Source organism: Brachybacterium muris, assembly GCF_016907455.1.
In the GTDB taxonomy this organism is placed as follows: Bacteria; Actinomycetota; Actinomycetes; order Actinomycetales; family Dermabacteraceae; genus Brachybacterium; species Brachybacterium muris.
The window spans coordinates 1950600-1963699 of record NZ_JAFBCB010000001.1; the positions used below are offsets into that span (position 1 = coordinate 1950600).

Below are 13100 nucleotides of genomic sequence, written 5' to 3' on the forward strand. Positions count from 1 at the left end.
AGGGTCGGGACCACCACCTCCGGGGCGGTGCGATCATGGATCGCACCGCCCCGCCATGCTGCGTGGGATGAGACGAGCAACGGGAAGGACATGCATGGGGACTGCGACGGCGGCACCTCCGGGCCGGGGCCAGGAGCTGTACAGGGCCGAGTTCTACCCGATCTTCCCCATCCTGCAACGGATCGGGCTGGTGATCGCCGGAGCGGTCTTCGTGGTCCCCGCGCTCCTGCTCGGGGTCCTCGTCGCGATCGCCATGCAGTCGACCTGGGGCATCGTGGTGGCACTGGGAGTGGTCCTCGTCGGAGCCGCCCTGGGCGGGGTGTTCATCGCACTGACGTGGCGCAGCACGTCGATGGCCATGGTGGTGACCACCACCGGCATCGAGGTGCGCGGGTACTGGATCCGCCGTTGGGTCCCGTGGGAGCAGATCGCGAGGATCGAGTCCAGCGCCCACTGGTACTGGCGCCGGGCCACCTGCATCCTCACCCACCACAGCCTTACGGCCAACGGCGAGCGCATCATCGCCACCGTGACGGCCTACCAATACATCTTCTGGCGCAATGAGGCGTACGACGCCCAGGCCCGCGATCCGCGCGAACACCTCATGCCCACCCGGGTGGCGATCGACGCGCACCGCAGATACCTGCGCGGCGAGTTCTCTGCTGCCGCTTCCCCCGACCGGGAGAAAGCCTGATGACGGCGCCGTCGATCGTGGCACCCGTACGGGTGCTCACCGCTGCGCAGGCCCGTCAGGCCCGGCTGCTCCACGAGGAGCGGGCCGACGCCCTCACTGCCGAGCACCGGGAGCGCCGCGCGCGAGGTGAGAAGCACCCCGTGGAGGACTTCCTGTTCTCCTACTACCCGTTCTCCACTGCGCGTCTGCGGCGCTGGCATCCGGGGTGGCGCATGGCCTACGACCCTGTCGCCGACCTGGACCCCGCGGGGCACGGGATCGGCGGTGACGTGCAGGAGGACGGCTCACGCACCTGGTACGTGGACGTTCCCGCGGGAACGTTCGAGTCCGAGATCCCGGACGGGGACGTTCCTGCGGGAACGCTTCTGCGCCGGGCCGATGTGGACCGGTATCTCGCCGAACGCTCTGATGCGCTCGGCTTCATGGTGCGTCTGCTGTCTGCCTCATCCATGGCGCGGCGCACCCCGCAGTTCGGCTGCTTCGGGCTGCATGAGTGGGCGATGGTGCACGGACTGCGACCGGGACAGCAGCGCCACGAGGCCCTCCCGCTGCGCCTGAGCCAGGCCGAGACCGACGCAGTGGTGGAGAGGGAGCGCCTGGTGTGCTCGCACATCGATGCGTTCCGCTTCTTCACCCCCTCGGCCGCCCCGCGCAACGCCACCCAGCCCACCCGGGCCACCCAGGAGGCCAACGACAACCCGGCCTGCCTGCACGTGGGGATGGACCTCCACACGTCATAAAGACATCGTACCTCTGGTGAGGCACACCACTCTTTGTGCTCGGCACAGGTATGCTCAGCTCACACGCTGAACATAGGAGAAGAAATGCCCACGACCTGCGCTGTCAACGGTTGCCCCGCCGAAGCCAAGACCCCCCTCCCCCTCCTGGCGGGAGGAGAGGTGCGGTTGGAGTGGTTGACGTGCCAACTTCACGCCGATGCGATCCGCGCGGGCGAGGAGTTCTCCATCTCGGGGGCCAACGACTCCACGATCTTCATGGGTACCGACCTCCCGCCCAAACTCGAAAGCGTCAGTGCGGTCGGCTTGGGAAACGTGCCCACCCTGCTCCTCAACCTCGAGGACCGTGACGGCGGCAAGCGCCAGATTGCCATTGAAGTGACCCGTGACCAGATCGACATGCTTGGAGACCTGCTCGTCAAGGACGTGATGTTTGAGGCAACACCTGTAGCCGACGCGTGATCAGTGGTTCATACGCACCGGGAGAGCGCCCGACTTTCGGCGAATTGTGCTCAGGTGCGGATGGACGACTCCTGGCGTTAGCCTCGATCTTTCATGGTGCTGCTGAGCGGCGGTGTCCGGCGTCGTTGCCGGTGTGCGCGAGCTGATTGTGGCATGAGGGTGTGACGGGTCGCCGCGTGTCGATCGCGGTGGCCGGGCGTTCCGGTGCCAGGGTCCTTGGGGAGTGCGGTCAGCGACGGGGCCGGGAGCTATCCGGCCGGGGCGGGAAGCTGGGTGAGGCGGTCGTAGCCTGCCTGGATGATCCCGGCCCAGCGTGACCGGTCCGAGAGATGCAGGACCCGCTGCCGGGCATGGCGAGCGAAGGTTGCGGCGGTCTGGAACAGACGCAGTCGCTGGCGTTTGGGTTCCCATCGCCGTGCCGAGGAGTCGGGAAGCGCGAGCAGGCCCATCCAGGCAGTGATTTCGCTGGCCAGAGCGATGATCTGGCACCAGATCCGGTTCTGGGCGAAGGATTTCAGCGGCAGGTTCCGTAAGCCAGCGTCTTTCGCGGCCCGGATCCGGTCCTCGCAGCGAGCACGGCGACGGTGGCGCACTTCCAGGTCCGCCAACTGGCCTTGCGTGGTGTTGGTCGCGAAGGCGGTCAGGCGGTAACCGTCGACGTCCTCGAACCGCAGCTGCGCCCCGGGGTGCGGTCGCTCGCGGCGGACGATGACCCGCACCTGAATATTCGCCTCGCTGGGGTCCGCTGATCGAGGGTTCGGGTGCCACGTCGCTGCCGTAGCGGTGGCGTCGTTCGGGACCACCAGTGGTGTCGTTGGGGCCGCTCTGTCTACGCTCCTTCCGCCGTGTGTATAGGGCACGCGGCGGAAGGAGCAATCTGGAATGGTACGGAAGATCAGGGCGAAGCTGGTGCTCCAGCTGCGCGCAGAAGGTCTGTCGGGGCGAGCGATTTCGTCCTCGCAGGGCATGTCCCGCAAGTCCGTGAGGGCGGTGTTCGAGGCCGCTGACGCTGCAGGGATCGGGTGGGGCGATATCGCGGACGTCGCCGATGAGCAGGTGTATGCCCGGTTGTTCCCGGGCCGGGGCGAGCACGAGAGCGTGTTCGCACAGCCGGACTGGGAACAGGTCCATCGAGAGATGGCCAGGGTCGGCGTGACGCTGAAGCTGTTGCACGGCGAGTACTTCGACGCGACCACGGCGGCTGGGGATCCGGCGATGGGGTATGACCGGTTTTGCCGCACCTACCAGCACCACGTCATGGTCACCGGTGCCGCTTCGAGAGTCGGTCACAAGGCCGGCCAGAGCGTGGAGGTCGACTGGTCCGGCCCCACGATGGAGCTGGCCGATCCGGTCACCGGCGAGGTCTCGAAGGTGTTCTTGTTCGTTGCCTGCCTGCCTTTTTCTCGTTACGCGTTCTGCTTCCCGGCGCTGGATATGCGCCAGGAGTCCTGGCTGCGAGCGCACGTAGCGATGTTCGAGGCGCTGGGCGGGACGGTCCCGAGGATCGTTCCGGACAACCTCAAGACCGGTGTGGTGAAGCACCCCCGCGAGGGCGAGATCGTCCTGAACGATGCGTATCGCGAGATGGCAGCGCATTACTCGGCGGCGGTGCTCCCGGGGAGGGTGCGGAAACCGAAAGACAAGGCGAGCGTGGAGAACACCGTCGCGCACGTCGCGACCTGGGTCATCGCCGGGCTGCGGGATCAGCGATTCACGTCCCTGCCCGAACTTGCAGCCGCCATCGGGCAGCGGATGGAGGCCTATAACGCGGAGCCGTTCCAGAAGCGGCCCGGATCCCGCGCCAGCGTGTTCGACGCGGAGGAGCGGCCGCTGCTGACGCCGCTGCCGGCGGTGCCCTACGAGATCTCGACATGGCACTACGGACGACGAGTGGGCAGGAACGGGCACGTCACGTTCGCGCGGAACTTCTACTCCGCGCCGTTCGCGCACATCGGCGCGAAGGTCGATCTGCGCATCACGGCCCGGACGCTGGAGATCTATCAGGGCAGCCAGCGACTGACCAGTCACCTGCTGCTCCCGGAGACCGCGAGCAATGAGTACCGCACCAACGACGCGGACCTACCTGCGGGCGAGCGTTTCCAGGCCTGGGACGCGCAGAGGGTGCGGGCGTGGGCAGATCGGGTCGGGCCGGCCACGGTGATCGTGATCCAGCGGATCTTCGAGTCCGTGCCGATCGTGGAACAGGGCCTGGATCCCGCGTTGGCGGTGCTACGGCTCTCTCGCCGCTTCTCCGTAGATCGGGTCGAGGCGGCCTGCGCACTCGCGCTGACGGGACGGGTCCGTTCACCGCGCTATGCGCATCTGCACCCGATCTTGGCCACCGGGCAGGACAAGGTCGCCGCCCTGCGTCCACCCCGCGAGGAACCCGCGGAAGACGGCGGATACGTCCGTGGCGCCGACTACTACGCCGGAGGTGTCCGGTGAGCGTGATCGATAACGACACGAAGCGGAAGCTGCGCGAGATGGGCGCGACCGCGCTGCTGGACGCGATCGATGCCCAGGATGAGGCTCACGTGCTGGGGATGTCGTTCCAGGAACGGCTCCAGCTGATCGTGGACGAGGCGCATTCCATCTTCAATCATGGAAAGGTCGAGGGTCTGATCCGCCGGGCGGGGCTGCGTTATCCCGGAGCGGACCTGCGGCGGCTGGATCTGGTCGAGGAACGGGGACTGAACCGGAACGTGATCGCGCAACTGGCAACCTGCTCCTTCATCCAGCGGCAACAGAACGTGGTCTTCCAGGGCTTCACCGGCTCAGGGAAGTCCTACCTCGGCTGCGCGCTGGCGAAGCAGGCCTGCCAGCACCGGCTCCGAGCCCACTACATCCGAATGCCCGACCTCGAAGAGGCCTGGGCCCTGGCAAAGGACAAGCCGCAGGGCCAGACGAAGTTCCTGCGGAAGTACTCCACGTTCTCGCTGCTGGTGATCGACGAGTGGCTGCTGGACCATCCTGACGAGGGAATGCGTTCGATGCTGCTGGAACTGCTCGAGCGCCGCTATGACACCGGCTCGACCGTGTTCTGCACCCAGTACCCGAAGAAGGACTGGCACGCCCGGCTCGGTGGAGCAGTCCACGCCGATGCGATCATGGACCGCATCGTGCACAACACAATCTGGATCGACACCGGCGACAGGAACATGCGAGAACACACCGCACTGCCCCAGTGACCCGATGCCGGCGGGAGCCAGTGGTCCCCACCGCGGCGGCTACTGGCCCCCGTCGGCACGATCGGCGGTCCCCAAGAGCAAGATTCGGTGGCTCCCACGACTACGAATACTCAGCATCTGCTCAGGCCAGTCCTTGAGGTCCAGCAGTCCGGTCAGCTCGGCCACGTCCGCCCCTTCTCGTGGGGTGCCGTCGGGGTCATAGGCCGGCTCCCAGACATGCTCGGGGATGATCCGATAGACCTCCGGGGTGTTGGCGGGCAACGTGAATCCCACCGAGTACGAGACCCGGCGTTTGACCAGCTCCTCGATGGTTTTCTTGGTGGAGCCGGCACCGTCGATCCGGATCAGCACCTTCTTCCCCGGCCTGGGCCCCAGCCCTACTTGGGCCAGCGCCTGTCTGATCACGGTCTTGTGGTCAGCAGCCGTGTTCGAGCCCGCGTTCCCGGGCCGGAGCAGGCAGGTCAGCATCTCCCCACCACCGCCTTCGCCGTGGTCGGCGAAGGCCAGCAGGGGATGGAACCCGAATCCCTTCTTGAACGTCGCTCGTGCGTTCTCCTTCTCGCTATGAGCTGTCACGAGGGTGGCGTCCAGATCGATGACCAGCGGGTTCTTCGCGGTGACGTGATGGCTCGGGGCATGGCTGCCGGCCCGAGCCCACGCCGCCTCGCGGGCGCGGCGCCGGGCGGTGTTGATCGCGCGTTCGGCAGCATCGACATCGCTGGCCAGGAGCGCGAGCAGGCGAGAGATCGTGGGATCCGAGGCCACCTGACCGTAGACGTCCGGCTCGGCCCGCACCGCGGCGACGTCGGCCAGGCAGTCCCCGCCCACAGCCAGTGTCAGCGCGAGGTCGAGCAGGATCTTGCCTGGATCATGCTGCGCCAACGGGCGCCGCCACGGTCCCAGCGCTTGCGACAGGGCCCGGTCCAGACCGGTGGCGCGGACCGTCTCGGTCAGCAGCACCCCACCCGCCTGCCCCACCGCCGCACTCGGTGCGACATCAACCTGCACCCGCGGATACAACCCGGTAGTGTTCACCCTGAAGGTGCTCCTTCGACCTTGGAGAATTGGACCCTAAGCAAGCCCTATTCTTCCAGGTCAGGAGCACCTTTCCGCGTCTACGACCACCCCTCGGACACCTCAACGATGAAAGCCCGAGGTTAACTGCGCACCCCTACGACCCGCAGCTCCCGGCACCGTACGATTCCTCTAGCGTCGAACGCGGCGCAGGATGCCGCCGAACAGAGCCGTTAGGAAGCGTCATATGGAGAGCACAGGCAGAACCAGCCACCGCGCCCCGAGCACCTGCATGATGCCGAGCACGTGCCGCATACCAGTCGTGCACAGGCGACTTGAAGCCGCGCATCGCGCATGGCATACCGCCCGCGAAGGCTACAACGACCCCAATGACTTTACTTTTGGCCTAAATAGCTGCATTCAAGAGCTACGCAACGTAACATTCGCCCTTCAATCGGCTCTCCGGAATAAAGTAGAGGGATTCGATGAGTGGTATGCACCATGGTCCCAGACACTTCGATCAGACGACGTATGCAAATGGGCAAGTAACGCTCGCACGGAAATCACCAAGGTTGGCGATCTAAATTCACGTTCAACCCTCCGAGTGTGGCACCTCTTCACCTACGATGATGTTGCCGCGTTTCGCCAGTACAAGGTAAATGGCGCCGATTATAGCAACTACGCAATAGAGCCACTCTTAAGCGCCGCCGAGGTTGTCGAGAATGACAAATTAGCCTCCGGCAATTCGCCTAGAGTTCAAGCGCTCGGGATGGAGCGACGGTGGACCGTCCCTGAGATTCCCGAGTGGGAGCTTCTGGATGCTCTTTCACACTGCTACGGCGTACTGGCAAAACTCGTAATAGACTGCGAAGCCAGCCTCATCGCGCCTCTAAGCGGCAGGAACTATTCCGCCTTCGCGGAGCAAATTACGGACAAAACCACAACGCCGAACTGCATGCGAGCAAAGGAAACTGACCGGCTAGAGCTAGTCTCTCCGAAAACCGGCCTTGCCAGCGCGCACCGCATTACGAGAATCGAGCGAGATGATAGTACGCTGCCAGAATTAGTGGAGCGTTATGGGCCGCTTCGGGTTCTGCCGAAAGACGTGTCCTCCCCCCTCGATCTAGTATTACCTCAGTTCAATAACGCCAAGAGAGTGCTTGCCGCCGACGGTTATCACCTTCGAATACAGATGCTGTATCGAGGTACTACTATCGTTCACAACGAAGCGGTCGAGCTAGGCGACCGGACCGATAAATATATGCACTCCTTGCGTTTGGCCGAGCTTGCAACGCGACTTGGCGCGGACGGCTTCTTCGAGATAGCCGAAGCCTGGTACGCAAGCGCGCATTCAGCAACGGCTGATCCATACGGCGAAATCTCCGACCGGGAAGGTCGACGCGAGATACTCTTCGTGACAGCGTTTACCCGGCGGGAGGGCGTTCTGTCGCGATGGTGCTTTTTCAATCGCACGGCTTTCGGGATTACTTTCGAGGAAGACCGCTCGGATACCCTAGCGTGGAATCACCTCAAGCCCCTAGCCCAGTCCTGGGGAGTGGGTTTCGAAGCAACCATTTAGGTAATCTGCCTCTTTGAACGGCTTTGCATGAAAGTTGAGGGATAGGTCATGGTCGCTCTATACCGATCGTGCGTCGGAACCGTAGCGGATCACAAACGTTGACTCCCAAGCTATGGCCGTAAAGGCGCAACTTTGAGTGCTATTTTCTCCTGACCTGTACAAGTGGGCGATGAAGCTCTCCCCCTTGGTGCCGAGCTCCCTGGTGCTGGACTGCTTCGAGCACGCCCGCGAGACCCGCGTGCTGGACATGGAAGCGAGCCCGTATGACGTGCGGCCCCTGGGCTACGGGGTGGTCCCGATCGAGACGCCTGCCGGGAAGGCGGAGTACGTGCGGCGGCAACGTGCCCTGGTCGACAGGGCCGAGCAGCTCCGCGGGCGGATCCTGGGTGAGCTCGAGGGATTGCCGGTCGACGCTCCCTGAGCGGGCCCGCCCCTGTCGCGCAGGGACCGGATCATGCACGATGGACACCGCACGCCCGCCCATCACATCCGGGACCGAGGAGACGAGCGCCTGGTTCAGGTGCTGTGCCTGCTGCCACCTTTCAAACTCCCGGACTGAGCTGAGGAGCACCATGACCGCACGCCGATCCGATGACCCGACCGCCGACGCCGCGGCGCCGGATGCCGCGTCGAGTCTCGAGTACTGGACGAAGGAGCGTCGTGACGCAGCGAATCCGGTGCCGATGACCCGTGAAGTCCCGACTGAGAGTGAGGAGGACCGGGCCGACAGGACCCCGGATCCACCCTCTACCTGCAACGACACCGGCGAACAGGAGCCGGGGACCTCCGAGTGATCGCACCCGAGGACCAGTACGGAAGTACCAGCGAGTAACGGGAGAAGCGGGCACGGCAGGAGAAAGTCCATCCTTTGGTGCCGCCGGGCATACACGGACGAATCGGTCGCCGCGAGGGTCGTGCCCCGATGTGGGCCAGGTCACCGCTCCTACGATGACTGGCCTCGGCTCCCGCAGTCGGGACCTGTCCACGTAGTCCCTTCGAAAGGACTCCCCTCGTGGCCAACGCATCGATCACCAAGAACGACCGGACCAGACGCTCCTCACGGATCCGCAACGGGGTGAAGCTCGCCGGCGGCGCCGCCTTCGCCCTCACCCTGTCCCTCAGCAGTGCCGGCCTCGCCGGTGCCGATCCGATCTCCAGCCCGAGCATGGACCGAGGAGCGGATGGAGCAGGCCACCCCTGCCGACGAGCTGGTCGAGGACAAGGGCGCGGCCCCCGCCGAGGTCGAGCGGGACGCTGCCCCGTTGAAGGTGCCGTCGGTCTCCACCAGCAACCTGCCGCAGACCGCTGCCGAGACCGTTCCCGGCAGCGGAGACCTTGGAGGCACCGACCACATCGGCAAGGTGTTCTTCACCGTCGGCGGCAACGACTACGTGTGCTCCGGCAACTCGGTGGCCTCCACCAACGGCTCCACCGTCTCCACCGCGGGTCACTGCGCCAGCAGCGGTGGCACCTGGGCCAGCAACTGGGTGTTCGCCCCGGGATACGACCACGGTGAGACCCCCCACGGACTGTGGGCGGCCACCGAGATCGTCTCCACCAGCCAGTGGATCAACAGCGAGGACATCAACTACGACGTGGCCTTCGCCAAGGTGCAGTCCGATACCGCCGCGGGCACCCTGTCCGAGACCGTCGGAGCGTCCGGCGTCGCCTTCAACGAGGAGCGCGGTCTGGCATACAGCGCCTACGGCTACCCGGCCGATGTCCCGTTCGACGGTGAGGGCCTGGAGCAGTGCCACGGCACCACCTCGGACGACACCCTGGGCGGCACCCAGAGCCAGGGCATCGACTGCGACATGACCGGCGGCTCCTCCGGTGGCCCCTGGTTCATCGGCGGTGACGCCGGCGGCTACCAGAACTCGGTGAACAGCTTCGGCTACAAGACCCAGGCCAATGTGATGTACGGCCCGTACTTCGGTGACGAGGCCAAGCAGGCCTACCAGGAGGCAGAGGTCGCCTGACCTCACCCTGCATGGCCGCGTGACAGCACGGGCACGTGACTGCGCGACGAAGGCCGGTGTCCACCAGGGCACCGGCCTTCGTCACGTCCGGGTGCCCGCGTGCATAGCCGTTTCCTCGGGGGATGTCGTTCAGTCCTCGAGCAGCAGGGAGCGGATCCGCAGCTCCGCCTCTTCGTAGCTGATGCCGTCGTAGAAGTCCCGCACCAGCGGGTGGTCGACCTCGGGATCGGGCTCGAGGAAGGGCCGAAGGTCTCCCCGGGTGGTGACTCGCATCGCCAACGGCTGGGGGAACTCGTACCCGGGGATCGCGGTGCTGAGCCAGCCGAAGTAGTGGGCGTGATGGTCCGGATCGTCCCAGTGGTCGACGTAGTCGGTGAAGCTCTGCTCGCTGAGGGATACCCATGGCCCGTACTCGAGCGTGCGCTGATGGCCGATCACGGGCAGAGACAGGGTGACCCGGATGAAGCGGTCCACCTGGTCTCCCCAGTCGATCACCACCAGGTCGTCGTCGGCGTGTGCCCGTTCCTGCTCCTCGGGTGTGAGTTCCAGGTACGGGTCGGGACGGTGGAAGCTCAGCGCGGGCCAGTCGTCCCCGCCGCCGTGGGACCCGTCGTGGTGCTCACCGCAGGCGTCGCAGTGGAAGCTGGTGTCGGCCATCGGACCTCCCCTTCCTCAAGGCCGGCGCCGTCGGCCGCCCCTGCACGCATCGTAGGCGCTCACGCACCTGAGAGACTGGACCCATGGCTTCGCTGACCCCTTTCCTGCCCGGTGACCACTCCTCCCCCGTCGCCGCGGACGACGAGGCGGCGCAGGACCGGATCGTCGACGGGTTCATCGCCTCCCAGGAGGAGATCGGCCGCACCCTGTACCCCCACCAGGAGGAGGCGCTGCTGGCGATCGCCGCCGGGGACCATGTGATCGCAGCGACCCCCACCGGATCGGGGAAGACCACCATCGCCTACGCAGCCCTGTTCGCGGCCATGGCCCGCGGCGAGCGGGCCTACTACACCGCCCCCATCAAGGCCCTGGTGAGCGAGAAGTTCTTCGACCTGGTCTCCCAGTTCGGCGCGGAGAACGTGGGCATGATGACCGGGGACAGCTCCGTGAACCACGATGCCCCGATCATCGTGTGCACCGCGGAGATCTTCGCCAACCATGCCCTGCGCGACGGTCCCACCTCCGATGTGGGCCTGGCGGTGATGGACGAGTTCCACTTCTACGGCGACTCCCAGCGCGGTTGGGCCTGGCAGGTGCCGCTGGTGGAGCTGCCCAACTGCCAGTTCGTGCTGATGAGCGCGACCCTGGGCGATGTCACCTTCTTCGAGGAGGACCTCGAGCAGCGCACCGGCCGCCCGGTCACCACGATCGACGACGCGCCCCGCCCGGTGCCGCTGGACTTCCGCTGGTCGATGGAGCCGCTGCCGGACACGATCGCCACGATCCTCCAGGACCGCGACGCCCCGGTGTACATCGTGCACTTCACGCAGAAGGAGGCGCTGGAGCAGGCACAGGCCCTGCAGAGCCAGAAGATCCTCACGGCTGAGGAGAAGGAGCGGGTGCGGGAGATCATCGGCGACTTCCGCTTCGCCAAGGGCTTCGGCCGCACCCTGTCCAAGCTGGTGCGGGAGGGAATCGGTGTGCACCACGCCGGGATGCTGCCCAAGTACCGGCGACTGGTGGAGAAGCTCGCCCAGTCGGGCCTGCTGAAGATCATCTGCGGCACCGACACCCTGGGTGTGGGCATCAATGTGCCGATCCGCACCGTGCTGCTGACGGGACTGGTGAAGTACGACGGACGCCGCTCCCGCCTGCTGAACGCCCGCGAGTTCCACCAGATCGCCGGTCGTGCTGGAAGGGCCGGCTACGACACCGTCGGTCACGTGGTGGTCCAGGCCCCGATCTGGACCATCGAGTTCGAGCGCGAGCGCGCCAAGGTGCGCGCCCGGGAGGAGGCCGGCAAGGCCCCCAACAACGCGAAGAAGCGCAAGAAGGAACCCAAGCCCAAAGTGCCCGATGGTGCGGTGACCTGGTCCGAGCAGAACCTCACCAAGCTGGTGGAGAACCCCCCGGAGCAGCTGCGCCCCCACCTGCGGATCACCGCTTCCATGGTGCTGGCGCTGATCACCCGCCCCGGGGACGCGATCGCCGCGGGCCGGCACCTGATCATGACCAGCCACCAGACCCGCACCCAGAAACTGGTGCTGGTGAAGCAGGCCGTGGAGATCTTCCGCGGGCTGCGCGACGCCGACATCATCGAGATCCTCGATGAGCCCGACCACCTGGGCCGCCGGATCGCCCTGGTGGAGGACCTGCAGCTGGACTTCACCATGAACCAGCCGCTGGCCCCCTTCGCGATCGCGATGATCGACTCCCTGGACGAGGAGGCGGACACGGTCACCCTGGACACCGTCTCGATCATCGAGGCGATCCTGGAGGACCCGATGCAGATCCTGCTGGCCCAGCAGAACGCCGCCAAGGGCGAGCTGCTGGCGGAGCTGAAGGCCGACGGCGTGGAGTACACCGAGCGGATGGCGCAGCTGGACGAGGTCACGTGGCCGAAGCCCCTGGCCGAGGACCTCGAGGCGGCACTGGAGATCTATCGCGCCAAGCACCCCTGGGTGCGGGCCGGGGACCTCTCCCCCAAGTCGATCGTGCGGGAGATCTACGAGACCGGGCAGACCTTCAGCGAGTTCGTGCAGCGCTACACCCTGGCCCGCTCCGAGGGCATCGTGCTGCGGTACCTCTCGGACGCCTACCAGGCGATGCGCCGCACTATCCCCCAGGACCTGCGCACCGAGCAGCTCGAGGACATGATCGAGTGGCTGGGCGTGCTGGTGCGCGGCATCGACTCCTCCCTGCTGGACGAGTGGGAGGCCCTCACCCATCCCGAGGACGCTCCCGACGGCGCCGAGGAGATCAGGCCCACGACCCCGCGGGGGCTGTCCGCCCAGACCAAGGTGCTGCGCACGATGGTGCGCTCGGCGATGTGGCAGCGGGTGGAGCACTTCGCCTTCGAGCGGGAGGCACGCCTGGCAGAGCTGGACGGCGCCTCCGGATGGGACCGGAAGGCCTGGGCCGAGGCCATGGACGACTACTACGACACCTACGACCACGTGGGGATAGACGGCCCGGCCCGCTCACCGCAGCTGCTGCAGATCACCGAGGAGTCCAAGGTGTGGCGGATCCGCCAGGTGCTGGATGACCCGGACCACAACCGCGACTGGGGCATCGAGGCGGAGCTGGACCTGGAGGCCACCGACGAGGCCGGCGAGCCGGTGCTGGCGATCACCCACGTGGGCGTGAATATTCGCCTCGCTGGGGTCCGCTGATCGAGGGTTCGGGTGCCACGTCGCTGCCGTAGCGGTGGCGTCGTTCGGGACCACCAGTGGTGTCGTTGGGGCCGCTCTGTCTACGCTCCTTCCGCCGTGTGTATAGGGCACGCGGCGG

General features: G+C 66.1%; 9 protein-coding genes and 3 pseudogenes. 9 read left to right on the forward strand and 3 right to left on the reverse strand.

Features of this window, described 5'->3' with window-relative positions; genetic code table 11:
- Positions 1–94: 94 nt before the first annotated feature.
- The 3 genes from JOD52_RS09045 to JOD52_RS09055 all read left to right on the forward strand — a co-directional run bounded on the left by JOD52_RS09045 (position 95) and on the right by JOD52_RS09055 (position 1893).
- On the forward strand, positions 95–694 hold the full coding sequence (locus tag JOD52_RS09045; RefSeq protein WP_204409584.1) for a hypothetical protein: 600 nt from the start codon (positions 95–97) through the stop codon (positions 692–694).
- A complete protein-coding gene (locus JOD52_RS09050) occupies positions 694–1434 on the forward strand; it encodes a 3-methyladenine DNA glycosylase (protein WP_239551850.1) in 741 nt (246 codons plus the stop codon). The genes JOD52_RS09045 and JOD52_RS09050 overlap by 1 nt, the downstream gene beginning before the upstream one ends.
- An 84-nt stretch (positions 1435–1518) precedes the next feature.
- Positions 1519–1893, forward strand: a complete 375-nt coding sequence (locus tag JOD52_RS09055) for a hypothetical protein (protein ID WP_204409586.1) — start codon at positions 1519–1521, stop codon at positions 1891–1893.
- A 248-nt stretch (positions 1894–2141) separates the two neighbouring features.
- Here the strand turns inward: JOD52_RS09055 and JOD52_RS09060 are convergent.
- Positions 2142–2612: pseudogene (locus JOD52_RS09060) on the reverse strand (transposase); the annotation flags it as partial.
- Positions 2613–2775: 163 nt separating this feature from the next.
- Between JOD52_RS09060 and istA the strand changes: the two are divergent.
- Positions 2776–4338 (forward strand): IS21 family transposase, encoded by a 1563-nt coding sequence (istA, locus tag JOD52_RS09065; protein WP_204408388.1) that lies wholly within the window; start codon positions 2776–2778, stop codon positions 4336–4338.
- Complete coding sequence (locus tag JOD52_RS09070; protein ID WP_338124028.1) at positions 4335–5081, forward strand: ATP-binding protein; 747 nt, start codon at positions 4335–4337, stop codon at positions 5079–5081. The genes istA and JOD52_RS09070 overlap by 4 nt, the downstream gene beginning before the upstream one ends.
- A gap of 96 nt (positions 5082–5177) precedes the next feature.
- Here the strand turns inward: JOD52_RS09070 and JOD52_RS09075 are convergent.
- Positions 5178–6116, reverse strand: a pseudogene (locus tag JOD52_RS09075) (IS1380 family transposase); the annotation flags it as partial.
- A 583-nt stretch (positions 6117–6699) separates the two neighbouring features.
- On the opposite strand from JOD52_RS09075, the gene JOD52_RS09080 reads away from it, so the two are divergent.
- From JOD52_RS09080 to JOD52_RS09090, 3 genes and pseudogenes are all read left to right on the forward strand, one after another.
- Positions 6700–7674: a hypothetical protein gene (locus tag JOD52_RS09080; protein WP_204409590.1), complete on the forward strand. Its 975-nt coding sequence runs from the start codon at positions 6700–6702 to the stop codon at positions 7672–7674.
- A 151-nt stretch (positions 7675–7825) separates the two neighbouring features.
- Positions 7826–8095: pseudogene (locus JOD52_RS09085) on the forward strand (3-methyladenine DNA glycosylase); the annotation flags it as partial.
- Between the two features lie 760 nt (positions 8096–8855).
- Positions 8856–9653 (forward strand): trypsin-like serine peptidase, encoded by a 798-nt coding sequence (locus JOD52_RS09090; RefSeq protein ID WP_239551851.1) that lies wholly within the window; start codon positions 8856–8858, stop codon positions 9651–9653.
- 129 nt (positions 9654–9782) lie between these two features.
- On the opposite strand, the gene JOD52_RS09095 is transcribed toward JOD52_RS09090, so the two are convergent.
- The gene (locus JOD52_RS09095; protein WP_204409592.1) at positions 9783–10310 is read right to left on the reverse strand and encodes a DUF2199 domain-containing protein; all 528 of its coding nucleotides are present in this window, start codon (positions 10308–10310) and stop codon (positions 9783–9785) included.
- An 83-nt stretch (positions 10311–10393) separates the two neighbouring features.
- On the opposite strand from JOD52_RS09095, the gene JOD52_RS09100 reads away from it, so the two are divergent.
- The gene (locus JOD52_RS09100) at positions 10394–12982 is read left to right on the forward strand and encodes a DEAD/DEAH box helicase (RefSeq protein ID WP_204409595.1); all 2589 of its coding nucleotides are present in this window, start codon (positions 10394–10396) and stop codon (positions 12980–12982) included.
- The last annotated feature ends 118 nt before the right edge of the window (positions 12983–13100 follow it).

Bases quoted from the DNA above. Each gene is read 5' to 3' on its own strand.
- JOD52_RS09050 (WP_239551850.1), top strand. From the start codon at position 694: ATGACGGCGCCGTCGATCGTGGCACCCGTACGGGTGCTCACCGCTGCG.
- istA (WP_204408388.1), top strand. From the start codon at position 2,776: ATGGTACGGAAGATCAGGGCGAAGCTGGTGCTCCAGCTGCGCGCAGAA.
- JOD52_RS09095 (WP_204409592.1), bottom strand. From the start codon at position 10,310: ATGGCCGACACCAGCTTCCACTGCGACGCCTGCGGTGAGCACCACGAC.
- JOD52_RS09090 (WP_239551851.1), top strand. From the start codon at position 8,856: ATGGAGCAGGCCACCCCTGCCGACGAGCTGGTCGAGGACAAGGGCGCG.
- JOD52_RS09100 (WP_204409595.1), top strand. From the start codon at position 10,394: ATGGCTTCGCTGACCCCTTTCCTGCCCGGTGACCACTCCTCCCCCGTC.
- JOD52_RS09045 (WP_204409584.1), top strand. From the start codon at position 95: ATGGGGACTGCGACGGCGGCACCTCCGGGCCGGGGCCAGGAGCTGTAC.
- JOD52_RS09055 (WP_204409586.1), top strand. From the start codon at position 1,519: ATGCCCACGACCTGCGCTGTCAACGGTTGCCCCGCCGAAGCCAAGACC.